Origin of the sequence: Fusibacter sp. A1 (assembly GCF_004125825.1) — a bacterium.
In the GTDB taxonomy this organism is placed as follows: Bacteria; Bacillota; Clostridia; order Peptostreptococcales; family Acidaminobacteraceae; genus QQWI01.
On record NZ_QQWI01000001.1, the window covers coordinates 352,576 to 371,773 of the forward strand.

A 19,198-nucleotide genomic window follows, 5' to 3' on the forward strand; every position below is an offset into this window, starting at 1 on the left:
CCCTATCTATAAGCCGAAAATAGATAGGGGGGTGCTGAAAATATTTTGTTTTATTCTCCGTTAAAATAATCTGTGTCAATTTTTAAAATTAAATAGGTAATTTTGCTTAAAATCTTTATTGTGATATCTCTTCCACTCAATAGCTATATGAATAAATATGGTGTATTTTATAAAATATGAAATACCAACTTACCTATCTTTTGAAGATTCTATTATCCTCACTAAGCCATTATACCCATCCACTTCCAATAAATCTCCATCCTTAATTATATCCATGATACCCATAAGTCCGCTGACACATGGAATTCCATATTCTCTTGCAATAATTCCTCCATGTTGAAGTGGTCCACCGATTTCCATTACAACACCATCAGCGTTAGTAAATATAGGTGTCCATGAAGGTTCAGTGAATTTCGCGACTAATATTTCACCTGGATTTAATGGCTTTTCATATGGAGAATGAAGTACTTTGGCTCTTGCAGTAACTCTTCCTGGTGCTATAGCATCGCCAACATAGTCGCCGTCTTTCACTTCCAACTTTGCCTTATAAATCTTTCCGCGACTATCAATAACAAGTGGCCAATCATTTGATTCGATATAGCCCGATAGATTACCTTCTCTTGCAGCTCTTATATCAAATGATTGATCTTTCTGTGCTTTATCTATATCCTTTGTTGTTAGATCAAAGATATCATATGGTTGGTCCAATCGCCCCTGGTCAACCCACTTGTTTGCAATTTCCAGACAAATATCATGAAGTTTGGCCATAATAATGACAATCATATACTTAGGGTGCTCACGATAGCCAAAGGTTGCTTTCATCCTTGCTGCAGCATCAACAAACTTTTTCTCTTTACCCTTTTTCTTTGCTACCACTAGCAGTTTATCATAAGCTTCTTGTCGTTTAGCAACAACTAAATGCATATGATTGTCCTCTATGTTAATCTCAATCAACTTATCATAAAGCATGCCTAAGTCTTCATAAATCCTCTTAGCGGCTATGTCTATTTCATTAAACCCTCTTGCTGAGAATTTATCCATAAATTCATCAAACAGTTTCAAAAAACTATCCGAAAAGTCTCTCTTATCTGACCTTTCTATAAATGCGCTTCTTGAAGAGATCTCTCTGAAAGCATCATCACTAGCCATTGCTAGAAGCAGGTGTCCCATTTCACTCGTTGGGTTACCATCAAGATCCATGTTCATTGCAGCTAATTCTTTTGCAACATCGTCACCTTTAAAAATCTTAGACATCTTTGCATTACTAATCATACCTGCGATGATAACAGGTGCTGTTCCCATTACCTCGTTCATTAAGGTTAACACATCTTTCGAAAGCTTTGAAAAATCACCTTCTCCAGTTAGTTGATCAACTTCAGCGAGTATTTTATCTGACATCTCATCATATGCTTTAACAGCCTTCTTATAGTTACCAAAAGCGCCACTAAGCATACTAGGCAACATCTTTAGAATACTCTTAAACATAATCTTTTTGGTATCTTTTGTACCTTCAACTTCACCTTCAAATGGATTTGCGTCAAGATCAATTTCATCAAAGATTTTTTTTATGTTACCATCGTAGGTATTGACGAATTTCAACCCTGCCTTCTTGCCAACAACCTTCTGAAAAGCCGTCAAACTAATGTATTCTTTACCATAAATAGCCGGTACAGAACCATTCGCCTGTGGTGTCATCATATGCATTTTTATTTCTAGAAGCATATGTGCCCATAGTTCCATTCCAAGAACACTCATTGGTTGGTCAAATCCTTGTGTAAGCGCCATCAAATCTATATAAAAGCGTTTGTTCTTACCTGGCTCGGTTAATAATTCTTTAAAGAACGGAAAGTGTGTTGTTATAGGTCTACTCTGCAGTAAATATAATTGTCCATTTTCATAAGCCCACTCTATATCCATCGGTTTACCATAATATTTTTCACACTTCTTAATAAGCCTAGATAGTTCAATGATTTGACCATCATCTAAAGCTTGTTCTTCAGCATTTTTGTTTTGTGCCTGGGAAGTACCATTATTTTCATCAAGCCATATGGCAATCTTCTTCTCACCAATCTTCTTTTCAATTATTTTATCTTCTAGACTGTCAACAAGGTAGGTATCTGGTGTAACAATTCCTGATACAATGGCTTCTCCTAGACCAAATGAAGCATTGATCATAACTTCATCAAAGCAGTTATTTAGTGGGTTTAAAGAAAAGCCAACACCACTCACATCCGATGCTATTTGACGTTGTACGATTACAGCAATCGATGTACCATTAAGATCCATACCGTTTTGCTTTTTATAGGCCATAACTCTAAAATCAAAACAAGATGAAAAGGCTTCTGCCACCGCATTTTCTAGTTGCTCTCTTTTTTGTCCTAATAATGTTTCGTACATACCAGCAAAGCTCGTACCTTCTAGATCCTCTTCTGGTGATGATGAACGTACAGCGAAAATATCGCCTTCAAGCGATTTCATTTCAAATAAAAAGGTATCTTTCATTTCATCTGAGAAAATCATAGCTTTTGCATCATTCACAATTAAATCACAATTTTCCTTGGTTGTCTCCTCTAACATCTTTTTCCACTGAGCACTGGTCTTAATTTGTCTTAACCAGACCTCAAAGAAATCAACAGATAAAGAAATACCCTCTGGCACAGGAAAACCTGCCAATGTAGTTTCTATTAAAGCTTTTGCTTTACCACCTACTTGATTTAGTTTTCGTACCTCACTGCCATTAAACTTATAAATCATAATAACCTCCGTATAGTTTATTATTTTTGAACTGTTTAAAATTCTTCCATTTGTCTGATTTTATTAAGGAACTCCAATGATAGTAATAAAACGATGACACTTGCAATCATTGCAGTCGTATGAATGGATACTTTGTCTAGTACTGCACCATATATTAGTGCACCGAGTGGCATACCGCCTTTACTGATGACACCTACAATGGAGAAAACTCTTGACATGTATTCCGGTGTTGTTTGCTTCTGAATGATCGTTTGTAAAGGTATACTCACAAACATAATAGCTGTGTACATCATAAACAACGTAAAACCGAACCCTATCAAATATATAAAACTATCATTTCCAAGCCTACCTACTATAGTCGGAAGTAACATAACTGCAAACCCTATGAGCGCTAAGGACATAACAGCTACACCGGCAAGGAATGTTTTTTTCATGTTGTTATCTTTTGAACTAAAACCTGCTCCGATACTGCCAACTAAAGCACCAAATATCAAGACCACTTGAAGATATCCATATACTGTATCTGTATAATTAAGTTCGGTTCTAAAAAACAAAGGTAATACAACACTGATGACTGGATGAATTAAGGCAAATACCATTAAAAAGAATATGCTTAATCTTTTTATGAGAACAGCATTCCTTATAAACATGATGCCATCTTTCAAATCCAAAAATACACCTTTTAACCCTGCAATCGATTTTTTCCCAACATGTTTGTACTTAATCATTGATTCTGATAATGCAGAAACTAGAAAGGAAATCCCATTAATCAAAAATAACAATGTGATACCATATCGTGTATAGAGTGCCATTGCAACCAGTGGCGCAATCATACCTGACATAATTCTAAGTGTTGCAACTTTAGCATTTGTCCTAGCTAACATATCTGATTCTACAAGCTGGGGTATCATACCCTTTGTTGCAGGATCAAAGAAACCATAAAAAAGTGCAACAAACCCTTGAACTGTTAATAGCATAATCAGATTCATATGGCCAAAATAGGACTGTCGCGCCAGTACGAGTACAAAAATAGCACTCAATGAATCTGCTCCTACCATGATATACTTCCTATTCAGTCGATCCCCCATCACACCTGCAAAGGGGTATGCCAACATAATCGGCATTAATGACAAGAATGTGGATAGTCCAATTGTTGCTGCTGATCCACCAATATCAATAATATATAGAGGTAGAATCAACATTTGTATGGAGGAACCAATATCTGAAACAACTCGTCCAAATAGAAGTAATATCAGATTTGTATTTAGTTTATTTATTTTTTTCACCTTCCTTTTATGTTGTGAAATATAAATTACTTATAGAATTGCTCTTTCATAAAATCAATATACTCATCGCACTCTTCTATAAAATGATTAGTTTTGATATCAAATTCATCCACTTCATAGCTATCAATAAAATCCTGCATCATACCTTTGACTGTCCATCTGAGGACATTAATCATCTTCTCAACATCAACATCTTCTCTTAAGGTATCAAATAAAATGTTATAATGATAAATTTTATCGCGAAATCCAGGATACTCCTTTTCAAAATTTATTTTGATATTCTTTGTTCTGGTATGGGTGCGATACTTATCAAAAAAAGAAAGCATATAGGGATATGTTTTGAAATAACCAAGTTTTGCGGCAACCATCATCTTGTACCGATCAAAAAAGTCTGTATTGGTCCAATCAATACTGTCATTTATACCTTTGAAACTCATATTCATTGCGAAATCAAACAGAAAATTGAATAACCCCTCTTTATTACCAAAATAATGATAAATGAGTCCCTTTGATACTCCAGATGCTTTAACAATGTTATTCATTGATGCTTTTTCATAGTCATTCTTTGTAAATATTTCAAAAGCACTGTTAATAACCCTTGGGATTTTTTCATTATTTAGATCTATATTTTGCAACTCTACATTCATTCTCTTTTATCCTCCTTTAATAAACCGAAACGGTCTATAATTAGAATATCATAATAAACCATTTCGGTCAAATTGTAAATACCATACTACTAAGTTCTTTTCAAGGTCATTTTATGTTGATATTCAAGTCATCCAATGGAATATGTGTTTAGTTAAAATCTATAAATTTTTCCAAAGAAATATCCACCGATTCTACACCAGTGGATTCACATTTTTTATTCAATTCTTATGTCCCTATATTTTGCATCCAAAAGCCAAGTCTTACGATGATTTCATCTTTCAATTCTTTATCGCGATAATTCGCAATATCCGTCTTAAACATAAAAAGCTTGGTTTTAAGCGGTATATGGGCAAATACGATCAGTCTTTTTTGTATAGTGCTACTACAGTCTCCACATGTGTTGTAACTAGGTCGCAGACATTTTAAAAGACGGTATTGATATAGACATAAATAACTCATCTCCAATTATTTATTTTGAACTTTTTAGATGTAAATTAAATAAATGATCATTGCAGTAGCGACTATAACATTAAGAAGATAAAGTTTCATAGACTGCATAGTGGGTAAAATGTGAATATAATTGTAGATTTGATTGTGAAATTGTACACATCAATAAGAATTCAATTGGAATGACATCAATCATATCAATAATTTGGCAATAGTAATGATTTTTAGGATATGATTCTTTCGTTAACATCAGATGTCTATTTAAGAAAGAAGGAATATAATGTATACGATTCAATTTGATAATGTGACAAAGAAGTTTAAAGGATTTACCTTGACAATGTATCATTCCATTTAAAAAACGACTGTATCATGGGATTAATCGGTTCTAATGGTGCAGGTAAAACAACTATTATCAAACTTCTTATGGGACTTTATGTAAAGGATAAAGGTGATATATGTATACTTGGAGAGGATCCGTTCAAGACACCAGCTATCAAAGATCAAATCGGTTTTGTATATGACAATCCGCAATTTTACGATTTCAAACTAAAAAAAATTACCAAGATCATCCGCCCTTTTTATAGTAATTGGGATCATAGCGTCTACAAAAAATACATCACCGCATTCAAATTGTCTGAGACAATGCGGTTTAAAACAATGTCCCGAGGTATGAAATTAAAATACAATTTAGCACTTGCACTATCACATCATGCCAAACTGTTAATATTAGACGAACCAACGTCCGGACTTGATCCAGTGTTCAGAAATGAATTTTTGTCCCTATTGTTGAATATCAGATCCAAAGAAGAACTATCAATACTCTTCTCATCACACATAACTGATGACATCGAAAAAATAGCCGATTCTATCACTTACATCCGTAGTGGTGAAATTATTATTTCAGATACTAAGGTCAATGTATTCAACAGCTTTCAGTTAATCAAAGGAAGAGAGTCATTGCCAAATGTTTTAAACAATCACCTGATAGGTATAGAAAAAAAACAGGAGAATTATACTGCACTCATCACACATCATCCTAATGCAGAAGAGTTATGTTCAAATGTCACACAACCAATGCTCGAGGATATCATGTACTTTCACGAAAGGAGTGAAAATGATGATGCGTTTAATCTTTAAGGATTATAAATCTTTCAATCATATAATTGTGTTTCAAACATTGATCATATTGATGATGATGTCATTTGGAATTTTTATTGATCATAACGGTACTTTAACGGTGTTAATGCTTATAATATATCCAATGACATTACCAACTGTCTTATTATTGAATGATATAAAGTATGAACGATTAACCCTTTCATTGCCCGTTAATCGATACCAATTTGTATTCAGTAAGTATTTAGGTGGATTAATATTTGCCTTTCTTGTAATTGTTATTGGGTTGGTTTACAGTTATATCATCACAAAATTTAAAACTTCTATTGATTTTAATCAATTATACAGTATGACAGGATTCTTGATTATGTGTTTCCCAGTAGTTTTATGTTCCAGCTTCTTGTTTCCTGTTTACTTCCGATTTTCAAAATCTAAAGCTAGCGGAGTTATAATTCTAATGTTCGCTATCTTCCTTATAGGACTCATATTAGGTTTAGTTTATTTGGAAAAAACATTGGAAACAAGTGTGCAATACTCAAAAGAGGATATATTCCCTGTAATAACATCACATATTACAAACTACGTTAACAATACTGGACCAAAAATGTTTCTAGTGCAAATAATTGTCAGTGTATGTGCATTATTAACACTTTCAATAGGCATGTCCCTTTTACTGATATCTAAGAAAGATATTGGTGATCCATCATGAAAGCCCTAATTAATAAAGATATAAAAGTTTATACCTTGCTCATGTTAGGGATGCTAGTCAGCATCATACTATACACTTATTTATGTATTCGATTCAGCTCCATAAAAGGTATTCTGGGTCTGACAGTTATTATGTTACCATCAATCGTAGCGATAATTGTGTTTATTGGAGACCATCAGTTACATCAGTTAATCCTTTCTATGTCAGTTTCCAGGAAAACATTTGTCATTTCAAAATATATAAGCACTCTACTCTTCAGTTTCACCTTAATTGGTATTAGTGTTCTGATTATGTATCTACTCAGTTTAAAGTACACAGAGGCAAAATTAGAACTCGATCAACTACTTTCATTGAGAGGTTTGACATTTTGTACAACACCTATAATTCTCATCATCAGTGTTTGTTACCCTCTGCTTTTTAAGTATGGACTAAAAGTTGGTGTACGCATAGTCATGGGGTCTTTTGCATTACTATACGGAATGGGAATGGTAGTTGTAGAAAAATGGATTCAATCAAACTTCTTAGTACCAGGTGGGGGTATCTTTAACGTATTTATCGGTGTCTTCAATCATTACAATCACTTAGGAACAGGCTTCTATCTAATAATAATTCTATTATTGATTGGACTCCTCTTCCTTTCAGTCATGTTTTCTGTTCATACACTTAAACAGAAAGATATAGCCTAAAAATAAACCACTCAAGATGATTTTATCTGAGTAGTTTTAAATAACCTAATTAATACAAACTTATTTACGGACACTCGCCTAACTCCCCATAATAATCAGAAACAAAGTACCTACAAATAGTTTATTCTTTATGAGTAGTGATCAACACTTCACATGTGGAGACACTTTTTATTTGCTTGTATAGTCAAATAATTATACTTCAACGAAAGCTTGTGACTTATTAACTTATATCAAATTGTGTTATTTCATCTAAATTATCAATATGAACAGAGTGGTACATATCTTTTGAATCTTGTGTACTCATTTTGCCATTTAACTTAAAGGGTTCAGTTGAATAAACCGTCAAATCATAAATACGATGAGGTACGTCAAATTGTCCATTTTGATTCACTCTAATATCTAGAGTAAAAGTCTCTTCACCTTTCAAACAGAATGTAGTCTCCATATAATCTTTATCACAGTCATTTGTGTAACCATCATCTTCGTATAAAGTGTAACAGTCATCTATCAAATCTTTTTCCCAGTACAACTCCAATTGGATCTTTTTTGGTGTCGACGAAGCCCTCAATTCATAAGGCTGTTTAACGATAAGCTTATTTGCTTTGTAGTAATGTGGTGGTAACTGATCAACTTTATTAATAATATAATGATTTTTATTACCATCACTTTTTATCACTTCACTCATAAATCCAGAGAACCAAGTACCTTTGGGCAAATTGATCCATCGAAAACCTCTTTCATCAAGAATTGGAGTACAATAAATTCTGTCACCGAGATAATAACTATCCCAGCATGTTTTGCCTGCTCCCCATTGAGGATCTGATAAGATGTTTGATCGTAACATTGGTAAACATGTTTCATGACTTTCTTTAACCAGAGTATATAAGTATGGCATTAAGGTCATTCTAAAATACATTACATTTTTTAAAGCGGATTCAACTATTGAATCATAAATCCATGGTAATCGTTCACTACCACCCGAAGAATGTAATCTAAAAATTGGACTCATTGCACCAAATTGATACCAGCGACAAAGTAATTCTGGATTGATATGCTTGTAGGGCCACATATGTCCTCCAATATCATGTGAAATAAAACTTTGACCTATATGACCTGCACGAAGGGTATATTCCACTTGAGATTTAAGTACTTCAAACTGGCAGTAGGTATCACCAGTGAAGTGTATCGCATGTCGATGACTCCCAAGTCCAGCAGATCTTGAGCATATAATTGGTCTTTTATCGTTTTGTTTTCTTATATGATCCATATAGACTTCATTAGTGAAAAATTGATTTCCTAACGACTCAAGCGAGACATGACTTGATCCATCTATCCACCAAAATTCAATACCCTTGTCAAATTGTGGTTGATGAAAGACTTCCATAAAAGCCTCAGATGTTTTTTTCTGATAAAGGTCTATGTAACAGATCTCTTTAGAAGTCTCTCTCTTTATACTAGATTTACTTTCAAACTCATCAAACCCAGCATCTAGAACTGGTACACCATCAGGGTGAACATTCAAAACAGTGTATATGTTTTGTTCTTTTAAAGTCTTAATATACTCGTTAGGTGTAGGAAACTCATCATGATTCCAATCAAAACCATACCAACCACTTTTATGCCATTCCAAATCCAAAACCAGTACATCTAAAGGTAATTCTTTTTCTTTGAAAGTTTCAACCAATTGCAACAATTCATTTTGGTTTCGTGTAGGGTATCTACTAAACCACAATCCTAGAGTATATTTGGGAATCATAGGTGTTGCACCAAATAGTCTTCTATAATCTCTAAGAGCTTTTCTATAATCCGTATCGTATATGAAGATATAATAGTCTAAATTTGATCCTATTCTTTCAACAGGCCATTTACTATGATCATAAACAGGTGTTTTAGAATCATTGTATAAGAAATAACCACTTTCACTCAGTAGCCCTGGAGGATAACATAATCTTTCTTTAATTAATTTCTGTAGCTCTAGTGATAAGTTCTCAAGAGGTTTAAGTGCCAGAAGCTGCTCCAATGATAAATTATGTTCATCATAATGTACGTCTGGATCAACAACATCAGATTCGCCAAACAAATATCGCCACAAATGATACTCAGAATCGTTGTGATGGTATGCCTTAGTAGCTGAATGTACTGAATTAGGTATCATCCCTCTTTGTATACAGTCCATTGCCAAATGAACCCCTCCTAAGTTACTGTTATCAACTTGATCTGGTTGCCAATGTACATTATGACTATAAACTCTTAAGTTTCCATCATGAAAAGACTGACCATCACTCTGGTATTCAATTGTCAGATCTGATGTCTTAAGTGTATATTGATCACCTTCATTATTAACTGTCATAAATGTCTGATCTTCATATTCAACTTGAAGTCTTACACTCTTTCGATTCTCAAAATCACTTTTTTCTGAGTACTCCATCCGTACCAGACTTGGTGTTATACAGGTAAAGCGCGCTTGATCAATTACAATTTCATTCATACTATCTATCCTTTCTATTAAGTCAATTTTAAATCATTGTACTCGATAAAACCACATTGGATTTTTCACTATTTATGTGTATATTCTCTAGGTTCATTAAATAGAATGCTACAGCTGCACATAATAAAGGTGATATCAACAATGATATACCCTTTATATGTGCAGTCATCAGCACTCCACATGTGTTGTAGCTAGGTCGCAGATAAACTATGTATCCAATATTGTTACCAAAATTCTATATGATTATCTATTTAATATTCAAGTAAATCTTTTCAATTTGTCATGATGTGACTATTTATGGTAGGGTTCACCGTATCTCACTAAACTGCGTTTTTTTTCACTAATTAAAGACCATCAGTATTTTCGATGCAACATACACATATGATTGCTTTATAATTTATCATAATATTAGCGCTTTATATTGAAAATCATCAGTATTACTGAATTCAATTTACTTAATTGATGCAGTAATCACATATGGTTGCTTTCCCTCTACACCTATTAGTCTATAGTTTCCATAAGTTTCAATATCTTCAGCCTTCTCAAATCCAAAGTTCCAGCCCAATTCAAAACCAAGTAAAAGTTTTGAAGACCAGTCACCAATTTTTTTATACAGACCTTCAGTAAGTTTCTTATCTAATGCATCTGTCACAAGTAGAGAATTAGAAAATCTTTCCGATATTGCACCTAGAAGCTTTTTCACATCTTCCTCTTCAAAGTACATAAGTAGGCCTTCCATTACAAGTACGAAATTACTATTTCCTTCTTTAGTTACTTCGTCGATCCAATCAAAATTTAAAACCGATGTTGAAATCATGTTATAGTTTATCTGGTCTCCTAATAACTCTTTCTTCTGATCAATTACCTCAGGAAGATCAAGCTCAATATAAGTACAATCTCTTCTGTCTAGCCTCCAGTATCTAGTGTCAAAACCGCAGGCAATATTGATGACAGTACAATCTTGATGATTTAATATATAGTCATTTATAATACGATCTATACTACTAACTCGCTTAACAAGTGACTGAGCTTCCTTTTTTGAATATTTACCATACATCTTTTTAATTTTATGAATGGTTTTCTTTTCTGATTCAGATGCTAAGTCAGTTAATCTTCTCAGACTCTGAGTAGACATTGGATCATTGAAATCTGACTTAAGGTTCTCTGTTTGTGAAGAACGACATGTCATTGTTATAATAGCTGTCTTTGAAACATTTGATAAGTTCATTTTTACTTTCCCTCCAATAACTATTTTGCTAGGCAACTCGGATTATTTCCAAATGTCTAATTAACTCATTTCGACTTATATATATCATTTTAACACAACATTTCATTCGAGATAAATACACATTGATAAGAACAAAAAACCGCAGTCACCTATGATACGGTTCATTCTAGATGATCCTAAACAAATTGTGACATAAAACAAAAACAATAATGTCTACTCCCACACAAATGATCGAATCTCATTCCAAGAAAAAAGTTTTGAGAAATTAATCTCAAAACTTGATTTAATATTTTGTATTTATTTATAATGTTAGTTTAAGCTTCACAACCGTCTCCACATGCATGCTATGCGGGAACATATCAACCGGTGTCACTTCTACAAGCTTATACCCGTTTTCTGTAAGGTGCTTGATGTCCCTTGCAAGGGTGCTTGGTTTGCAGGATACGTAGACGATTCGGTCTGGGTTCATGGTGATGATGGCGTCGAGCACTTCTACTTCGGCGCCTTTTCTTGGTGGGTCTAGTACGACTACGTCGGCTTTTGCGCCTGTTTCAAGCCATTTTGGCACTTCGATTTCGGCGGGGCCTGCGATGAACTCGACGTTTGTGATCTTGTTATGTTTTGCGTTCTGCCTTGCGTTTTCAACGGCCTGTTCTACGATTTCGTTGCCGATGACGTGTTTTGCGTTTTTCGCTAGGTTCAGGCTGATGGTTCCAGCGCCTGAATAGATGTCCCAGACGATCTCGTTGCCTGTAAGCGCAGCGTACTCGATCGCTTTGTCGTAGAGCGCGACGGTCTGTTCAGGGTTGATTTGGAAGAAGGACGGCATGGCGAGTTCGAATTCGAGCTCGTTGATGGCGTCGACTACGGTTTCCTTACCGTATACTTTTACAAATTCCGGTCCCATGATGGTGTTTCCGCGTCTTGTCTGTTTGTTCTTCATGATGCTGACTATCGACGGGTAGGCGTCTGTCAGGCTGGCTGTCAGCTCGTCCTGGTAGGGTAGCGCGTCGCCGTTTAAGATAAAGCCGACCATGTGATCGCCCTTGATGGTGGATCTGATGAAGACGTGTCTTAAAAGTCCCCTATGTGTCTTTTCGTTATAGACGGTGATCTGATGGTCGTTGGCCCATTTTTTGATGATCTCGAGTATTCCGGCGTTGTCCTTGTGCTGGATCATGCACTCTTCGATGGGCACTAGGGTATGTGTGCCCGCTTTGTAGAATCCAAACACCACTTGACCCCTGATGTTGTCCGCAGGGTAAAGCGCCTTATTTCTATAATGATACGGGAATGTCATTCCTATGATGTCTTTTAAGATGAAGTCGTTTTGTCCACCGATTCTTTCGATCGCGTTCTTGACCAGTTCTTGCTTTCTTACCAGCTGTTCGTCATAATCGAGGTGTTGTACCGAACAACCGCCACAGCTGTAGGCGTGCGGGCAAGGTGGGTTGATTCTGTGCTCTGAGGGCACAAGTACTTTTACTATTTTTGCCATCATGAAGTTCTTTTTGACTTTCATGATCTGCGCGTTTACGGTGTCGCCGACGATTGCGCCTTGTACAAATACGACACGGTTGTCGATTCGTCCTATTCCTGCTCCGTCTTCTGACATGTCTGTGATGTTGATTTCGATAATGCTTTTAAGTTGCATAGTCCACCTCTTCTTTATAGTTTACTACCATACATTATCAGAGAATCTGATAAATGAACAGCTTTTATGAATTATTTTGATGTTTGTGTAGTAAAGACAGAATTTTTTTTCTATAATATAAGTGTATGACAACTTATTTTAAATCAAGATATACCATATGGTGTAAATCTGTTAACACATAAAATAGACCACTAATCCGGAGGCTCTTAAATGAAGCGCATTATGACCCTGTTAATTTATGTACTACTAATCTATACGGTTTATGTCATCCCGATAAATACCACCGCTTTTGAAATTGACTTCAGTTCCATATTCGCACCCGACGAAACAGCAGAAGAGATTGCGGAAGATCCTATCCATTATTCGATGACGCCTCTGACGACCGACGATTATTTCATCGCTCCAAACGAGTACGCTTTCGCAGTCGACACAAACCGACCTATCGGCGATACCGAACTTTCAGATTTGGCGATCGAGCTGGTTGTACAAGGCGCTTCTGGCATGAATAAGAGCTATGGCACATCTGAACTGACCATCACACATACAAAAAAAGATACCCGATACGTGATCACCGTTGCGATTGATCAGAGTTCGTTGAGTCTCGGTCATGAGAACTATATGCTCACGATTACTGCAAGCATTTCTGACCAAGTTCTCAAAAATGAGTTCAGCACCTTCTACCCGGACGACATGCTAAAGCCAAACGGACTGTCTGCCGACCAGGTTACAACTGAACTTGCACCTTTTTATTACCCGGATGAAAACAATTTATTCAATATACCGGTCTACACCAAAATGGAAAGCGGAAGCAACTATTTTAGAAGGATCCTGAACACGCTCTATGTGGCACCTTCCCTTCCGGGCATCAGCAACGAGAGCGCTTTTCCTTACAGCAATTACGTCTGGTATTCTGCAGGGCTTTTAGAACTGAAGTTTAGCGAGAGCTCACTTGAGAACTATACAACACAAGAAGCAGCCAAACTTTCACTAAGCACCCTTATTAAGACGTTGGAAAGCTCTTCTCGCGATACGATTGTGAACAAGGTGCGTATGCTCGTCAACGGTTCTCAAAATTCGCAGGCGTTTGGCGGACTTGATCTGACCACAGAGTTTGTCGTAAACCGGGAACCAAAGGTCTATCTGCCACTTCTTAGTCATGACAGCACGATCTGGCTGCCGTTTGACATCGCCTCTGATGATGATATTTACGAAACCGCAAACAGAATCATCAGTGCCTACAAATCGCCTACAAGCTACACTGAAGATGAACGTATCACTACGCTGATCCCTGATTCTCTGAACCTTGTAGACGCCCAGCTGGTCAGCGAAACGCTTCAACTCAAGTTCAGTGCTAACATCAGGTCGATGTTCGGCGACCGCAGAGACTATGTGAACACCTTGCTCGAAGGCTTGAGCCTTTCGATGACTAGCATTCCTTATGTGGAACAGATCGAATTCTATGTCGGCACAGAAAGACTTTCCTCGCTCGGTCCGATCAATTTTGAAGTACCGCTCACAAGACCGGATTACTTCAATGTGGATCCCAAGTACGTGATCGAATAAGCTACTTAAAACAAAAACCGTAATTGAGAAGTTGAACTTCTCAATTACGGTTTTATTTATTTTCCGAATCGTGCCGCGACTTCCTCGAGCATAGAACGGATCTCCAGGTCGTAAGGACACTTGGGCTCGCAGGCTCCGCATTTTGTACAGCTTCCCGCCGTGACAGGTAGCGCCATGTATCTGCTTATCGCCCAATCTTTAAGGTCATACCTTGTCAGATAGGCGTCCAGCGAGAACATGCTTGGTATGTCGATTCCCTCAGGACATGGTCCGCAGTATCCGCATCGTCTGCAGAAGTTGTTGCCCATCTTCACTCTGAAACTGTCGATGAACTCTATCTGTTCAGCTGTCAGCGGTCTGATGTCCTTACCTGCTGCGGCATTCTGTATGACCTGCTCCTTGCTTTCCATGCCAGGTATGGTGACTGTGATGTGGTCGTTGTTTAGGATGAACTGAAGCGACAGATTGACATTCTCGATCGCTCCGCCCGCAAGCGGCTTCATGACGAGTATGCCTATTCCAAGTTCGTGAGCTCTTTTGAAAAGGTCGAGTCCCTGGATCTCTACAAAGTTATACGGAAACTGGATGGTTTCCCATAAGCCCGATTCGATGGCTTTGAGCAATACGTCCTTGTTGTGGGCCGTGGCTCCGATGTGTCCGATTTTACCGGCTTTTTTCGCTTCTAAGAGGGCTTCATAGGCTCCGCCTTCTCCTGTGATCATGCTCAGTTGCTCCAGATCTTTGATGAAGTGGCACTGGTAGACATCGATATAGTCGGTTTGAAATGCCTTTAGGCTCTTTTCGATTTCTTCTGCCATGGCCTCTTTTGTTTTTGCTGGTGATTTTGTCGCAAGATAGAACTGATCCCTTCTGCCTATAAGGGCATTGCCCAGCAGCTCTTCAGAGGCGCCGTATCCCCTTGCAGAGTCGATGAAGTTGACGCCTTGTTTGACGCATTCGTCGATGACCTCGTTTGCTATGTCCTGGTTGAAGCGCTGTATGGGAATACCGCCAAGGCCGATGACGCTGACTTCTAGGCCGGTGTTTCCTAGATTTCTTTTTTGCATTTTTTTACCTCCGGTTAGAGAGCGGGTAGACATAAAGCCTACCCCTACAAGGTTTTTTTGTGGGTAGACATAAAGCCTACCCGTACAGGTTTTTTTGTGGGTAGACATAAAGCCTACCAGTACAGGTTTTTAGATTTGCTTAGTTAGCAGGTTGTAAAATTCGGGATTTTCTTTTTTTATGTTCACCGGCTTCATGTCCATGTTGACAAAGGCGTGCGTCGTGCTGCCTTCCACCAACAGGGTTTCCCTGCCGTCGTCTATTCTGATTGCCTGATAGGCAAGTTTGATCCTTACCCCTTTGTGCGATGCTATCGTGGTTCTGATGATGATCTCATCATCGTATTTTGCGGGCTTTTTAAAGTCGCAGTCGCAGCTTGTCAGTGGAAGCATGAATCCTTCTTCTTCAAACCTCTTGTAGGAATATCCCAAATCTCTGAAAAAACTGGCTCTGGCAGCCTCAAAGTACCTGAAGTAGTTACTGTGATAAACTACACCCATTTGATCCGTCTCTCCGTATCTCACGCGAAGTGTCATGTCATGTGTCATTTAGTTACCCTCCCACTTGATAGGATAACAGACAAAACATGGATTGTGAAGTCCGTATGGATAAAGTGACTCCTGGGCAATAAAAAAAGCGACGTGCCTGTTGGCACGTCGCCTTGTATGAGTTGCTTCTTATAATACTCTAGTTCTACCTGAGTAGACAATACCTTTATCAGAGTCAAGTGTGATCAATTGACCGTTCTTAAAGATTTGAGTCGCGTTTTGAGCGCCTACGATTACTGGAATGCCAAGGCTTAAGCCTACGATCGCAGCGTGAGAAGTGTATCCACCCTCTTCAACGATTAACGCGCCAGCTCTGTTGACAGCTTCCATCATGTCTTTGTCAGTAGCGTTTGTGACAAGGATTTGTCCGTCAACAAGGTTTGCAGCTTCAAAAGCTGTCTTAGCCACACAAACTTCAGCAGAAACTACTTTTTTACCGATGCCAAGACCTTTGATTAGGATTTCGCCGACTAGGTGTACTTTCATAAGGTTTGTAGCACCTGCGATACCTACAGGAACGCCAGCAGTGATTACGACCAGGTCGCCTTCAGTGACATATCCAAGTTGTTTGGAAGCGTCTAAAGCACTTTCGAAGATTTCATCTGTCGTACCGTGCTCGCCGATGTTGATCGACTTGATACCCCATACTAGTGCAAGTTTTCTTCTAGTTTCTTCGTTCACGCAAGCTGCGATAATCGGAGCTTGTGGTCTGAATTCAGAAATTTTTCTTGCTGTGAATCCTGTAGCAGTAGCTGTGATGATAGCAGATGCTTCAAGATCTTGAGCTGTAGCTACTGTCGCGTGTGAAACAGCATATGTCACGTCGCAAGCTTTTTTAGAACCACGAGCTCTTAAAAGTTCTCTGTAGTTAAGTGCGTTTTCAGCAGCCTTAGCGATTGTAGCCATCGTTACAACTGACTCGACAGGGTATTTACCAGCAGCTGTCTCACCAGAAAGCATGATCGCGTCTGTACCGTCAAAGATAGCATTCGCTACGTCTGTTGACTCAGCACGAGTAGGTCTTGGGTTTCTGATCATTGAATCAAGCATTTGAGTGGCAGTGATTACCGGTTTTCCAGCTTCGTTACATTTTCTGATCATTGTCTTTTGAGCTAAAGGCACTTGCTCAGTCGGGATCTCAACACCAAGGTCGCCACGAGCTACCATAAGGCCGTCAGATACACGGATGATCTCATCTAGGTTGTCGACACCTTCTTGGTTCTCGATCTTAGAGATGATATGAATACCGAACGCGTCGTTTCTTTCAAGGATTTCTCTGATTGCAAGTACGTCATCCGCTTTTCTGATGAAAGAAGCAGCGATGAAGTCGATTCCGTTTGCGATACCGAACTCGATGTCCGCAGTATCCTTTGCAGTAATCGCAGGCAGGTTGATCTTAACGCCAGGAACGTTGACACCTTTGTTGTTTTTAACAACGCCGGCGTTGTTTACTCTACATTTGATATCTGTCTTTGTAGGCTCTTCGATAACTTCAAGCTCGATAAGACCGTCATCGATAAGAATTTTGTCACCGACAACAACATCGTTTGGTAGCTCTGTGTAAGAAACCATACATTTGTCTTGGTCGCCTAGGTAATCCGCAGTTGTAAGTGTGAAGATTTGACCTTCTTTAAGTTCAACTGCTTCAACACCGAACTTGCCTGTTCTGATTTCCGGACCCTTAGTATCAAGTAAGATCGCCACAGGTTCCCCAAGTTCTTCACGAACTTCTTTGATCATGTTGATACGAGCTAGATGCTCCGCGTGGTCGCCGTGAGAGAAGTTAAGACGGGCAACGTTAAGACCATTCTTAACAAGTTGTGCGAATACTTCTTTGTTTTCACTAGCTGGACCAATCGTACATACGATTTTCGTCTTTTTCATGGTGTAGACCTCCAATAAGTCGTGTATCCTTAAGCATTACTTAAGTGAGTTAGATTGACAGGATATCTGCCAGTTCATACATTTCCTTATCAATCTCTTTTACCATAGATAAGGCTTCGTCTATGTCGAGATCGAATACTTGCGCACCTTTGATGCCCACTACCCGTGATGTGCGGCCTTCGAGTAATGTTTTTACTGCGTGATGTCCGAACCTTGACCCTAAGTTTCTGTCAAATGCTGATGGTGTCCCACCGCGCTGAAGATGTCCCATAATGGTTACGCGTGTGTTTATCCCTACGCGTGATTCGATTTCTTCTGCTATTTCATAAGGCTTTCCAACGCCTTCAGCGAGTAAAATAATATTATGTACCTTGCCTCTACGTTTACCGTTTAAAAGCTTGATGCATATTTCATCAAGGTCGAAACCTATTTCTGGGACAATTACCGACTCGGCGCCTCCAGCAAGTCCCGCGTAGAGCGCGATGTCGCCGCAGTGGCGTCCCATGACCTCCACGATGTTCGCCCGTCCGTGCGCCGAAGTGGTGTCTCTTAGGTTTCCGATTGCCGATACGACAGTATTAAGAGCGGTATCAAACCCGATCGTGTATTCTGTATAAGCCAGGTCATTGTCGATAGTCGCCGGAATTCCGACAGTCTTGATGCCTGCGTGCGATAGCCTTTGAGCTCCTCTGAATGATCCGTCGCCACCGATGACCACCAGGCCGTCGATTTTGTACATCTTGAGCACATCAAGTCCTCTGTTGAATCCTTCATCTGTTTTGAAGTCAAGGCATCTTGCGGTTTGAAGCTTCGTTCCACCTCGGTGGATGATGTCTCCAACCGATGAGACCGTCATATTTTCAATATCCGCATCAAGGAGTCCTTGGTAACCTCGGTGAATTCCACTGACTTCCAGTCCGTTGTAAAGTGCTACTCGAACCACCGCCCTAAGAGCGGCATTCATACCAGGAGCGTCTCCACCACTGGTCAATACACCAATTCTTTTCATACATTCACTCCTATTCGCCGAAATCTTCCCATACTAATTGTAATGAATAAGTTATCAAAAGTAAATTGTAACTTCTCACATTTACCCATGAAAACGTTTGTTATCACTCCATA

At 38.4% G+C, this 19,198-nt stretch carries 14 protein-coding genes; 4 read left to right on the forward strand and 10 right to left on the reverse strand.

Going from position 1 to position 19,198, the window contains the following annotated elements:
- Positions 1 to 189: 189 nt before the first annotated feature.
- From DWB64_RS01540 to DWB64_RS01550, 3 genes are read right to left on the reverse strand one after another with little or no spacing between them, the layout of a single operon-like run.
- On the reverse strand, positions 190 to 2,754 hold the full coding sequence (locus DWB64_RS01540) for a PEP/pyruvate-binding domain-containing protein (RefSeq protein WP_129486415.1): 2,565 nt from the start codon (positions 2,752 to 2,754) through the stop codon (positions 190 to 192).
- 35 nt (positions 2,755 to 2,789) lie between these two features.
- Complete coding sequence (locus tag DWB64_RS01545) at positions 2,790 to 4,040, reverse strand: MFS transporter (RefSeq protein WP_243118933.1); 1,251 nt, start codon at positions 4,038 to 4,040, stop codon at positions 2,790 to 2,792.
- A gap of 26 nt (positions 4,041 to 4,066) precedes the next feature.
- Positions 4,067 to 4,687 (reverse strand): TetR/AcrR family transcriptional regulator, encoded by a 621-nt coding sequence (locus tag DWB64_RS01550; protein ID WP_129486416.1) that lies wholly within the window; start codon positions 4,685 to 4,687, stop codon positions 4,067 to 4,069.
- A 772-nt stretch (positions 4,688 to 5,459) separates the two neighbouring features.
- On the opposite strand from DWB64_RS01550, the gene DWB64_RS01555 reads away from it, so the two are divergent.
- From DWB64_RS01555 to DWB64_RS01565, 3 genes are read left to right on the forward strand one after another with little or no spacing between them, the layout of a single operon-like run.
- A complete protein-coding gene (locus DWB64_RS01555; RefSeq protein ID WP_256369607.1) occupies positions 5,460 to 6,272 on the forward strand; it encodes an ABC transporter ATP-binding protein in 813 nt (270 codons plus the stop codon).
- Positions 6,253 to 6,960 carry an ABC-2 transporter permease gene (locus DWB64_RS01560; RefSeq protein ID WP_164980170.1) on the forward strand — a complete coding sequence of 236 codons (708 nt, stop codon included), beginning with the start codon at positions 6,253 to 6,255 and terminating at the stop codon, positions 6,958 to 6,960. The genes DWB64_RS01555 and DWB64_RS01560 overlap by 20 nt, the downstream gene beginning before the upstream one ends.
- Positions 6,957 to 7,646: an ABC-2 transporter permease gene (locus DWB64_RS01565; RefSeq protein ID WP_129486419.1), complete on the forward strand. Its 690-nt coding sequence runs from the start codon at positions 6,957 to 6,959 to the stop codon at positions 7,644 to 7,646. The genes DWB64_RS01560 and DWB64_RS01565 overlap by 4 nt, the downstream gene beginning before the upstream one ends.
- 220 nt (positions 7,647 to 7,866) lie before the next feature.
- Here DWB64_RS01565 and DWB64_RS01570 read toward each other — a convergent pair whose 3' ends face one another.
- From DWB64_RS01570 to rlmD, 3 genes are all read right to left on the reverse strand, one after another.
- Positions 7,867 to 10,134, reverse strand: coding sequence for a TIM-barrel domain-containing protein (locus DWB64_RS01570; RefSeq protein ID WP_129486420.1), 2,268 nt, complete (start codon positions 10,132 to 10,134; stop codon positions 7,867 to 7,869).
- A gap of 451 nt (positions 10,135 to 10,585) precedes the next feature.
- Complete coding sequence (locus tag DWB64_RS01575) at positions 10,586 to 11,362, reverse strand: class I SAM-dependent methyltransferase (protein ID WP_129486421.1); 777 nt, start codon at positions 11,360 to 11,362, stop codon at positions 10,586 to 10,588.
- Between the two features lie 301 nt (positions 11,363 to 11,663).
- Positions 11,664 to 13,016 (reverse strand): 23S rRNA (uracil(1939)-C(5))-methyltransferase RlmD, encoded by a 1,353-nt coding sequence (gene rlmD / locus DWB64_RS01580; protein WP_129486422.1) that lies wholly within the window; start codon positions 13,014 to 13,016, stop codon positions 11,664 to 11,666.
- A 210-nt stretch (positions 13,017 to 13,226) separates the two neighbouring features.
- Between rlmD and DWB64_RS01585 the strand changes: the two genes are divergently transcribed.
- Positions 13,227 to 14,579, forward strand: a complete 1,353-nt coding sequence (locus DWB64_RS01585) for a GerMN domain-containing protein (protein ID WP_129486423.1) — start codon at positions 13,227 to 13,229, stop codon at positions 14,577 to 14,579.
- A gap of 56 nt (positions 14,580 to 14,635) precedes the next feature.
- Here the strand turns inward: DWB64_RS01585 and DWB64_RS01590 are convergent, their stop codons facing one another.
- The 4 genes from DWB64_RS01590 to pfkA all read right to left on the reverse strand — a co-directional run bounded on the left by DWB64_RS01590 (position 14,636) and on the right by pfkA (position 19,085).
- Positions 14,636 to 15,646 carry an aldo/keto reductase gene (locus DWB64_RS01590; RefSeq protein WP_129486424.1) on the reverse strand — a complete coding sequence of 337 codons (1,011 nt, stop codon included), beginning with the start codon at positions 15,644 to 15,646 and terminating at the stop codon, positions 14,636 to 14,638.
- Positions 15,647 to 15,775: 129 nt separating this feature from the next.
- Entirely contained in the window at positions 15,776 to 16,192 is a 417-nt protein-coding gene (locus DWB64_RS01595; protein WP_129486425.1) for a thioesterase family protein, read from the reverse strand.
- A gap of 129 nt (positions 16,193 to 16,321) precedes the next feature.
- Complete coding sequence (gene pyk, locus DWB64_RS01600) at positions 16,322 to 18,076, reverse strand: pyruvate kinase (protein WP_129486426.1); 1,755 nt, start codon at positions 18,074 to 18,076, stop codon at positions 16,322 to 16,324.
- 49 nt (positions 18,077 to 18,125) lie between these two features.
- A complete protein-coding gene (gene pfkA / locus DWB64_RS01605; protein ID WP_129486427.1) occupies positions 18,126 to 19,085 on the reverse strand; it encodes a 6-phosphofructokinase in 960 nt (319 codons plus the stop codon).
- Between the last annotated feature and the right edge of the window lie 113 nt (positions 19,086 to 19,198).

Coding starts and splice junctions, on each gene's coding strand:
- DWB64_RS01565 (WP_129486419.1), top strand. CDS start 6,957: ATGAAAGCCCTAATTAATAAAGATATAAAAGTTTATACCTTGCTCATG.
- DWB64_RS01590 (WP_129486424.1), bottom strand. CDS start 15,646: ATGCAAAAAAGAAATCTAGGAAACACCGGCCTAGAAGTCAGCGTCATC.
- DWB64_RS01570 (WP_129486420.1), bottom strand. CDS start 10,134: ATGAATGAAATTGTAATTGATCAAGCGCGCTTTACCTGTATAACACCA.
- pyk (WP_129486426.1), bottom strand. CDS start 18,076: ATGAAAAAGACGAAAATCGTATGTACGATTGGTCCAGCTAGTGAAAAC.
- DWB64_RS01575 (WP_129486421.1), bottom strand. CDS start 11,362: ATGAACTTATCAAATGTTTCAAAGACAGCTATTATAACAATGACATGT.
- DWB64_RS01585 (WP_129486423.1), top strand. CDS start 13,227: ATGAAGCGCATTATGACCCTGTTAATTTATGTACTACTAATCTATACG.
- rlmD (WP_129486422.1), bottom strand. CDS start 13,016: ATGCAACTTAAAAGCATTATCGAAATCAACATCACAGACATGTCAGAA.
- DWB64_RS01550 (WP_129486416.1), bottom strand. CDS start 4,687: ATGAATGTAGAGTTGCAAAATATAGATCTAAATAATGAAAAAATCCCA.
- DWB64_RS01595 (WP_129486425.1), bottom strand. CDS start 16,192: ATGACACATGACATGACACTTCGCGTGAGATACGGAGAGACGGATCAA.
- DWB64_RS01540 (WP_129486415.1), bottom strand. CDS start 2,754: ATGATTTATAAGTTTAATGGCAGTGAGGTACGAAAACTAAATCAAGTA.
- pfkA (WP_129486427.1), bottom strand. CDS start 19,085: ATGAAAAGAATTGGTGTATTGACCAGTGGTGGAGACGCTCCTGGTATG.
- DWB64_RS01560 (WP_164980170.1), top strand. CDS start 6,253: ATGATGCGTTTAATCTTTAAGGATTATAAATCTTTCAATCATATAATT.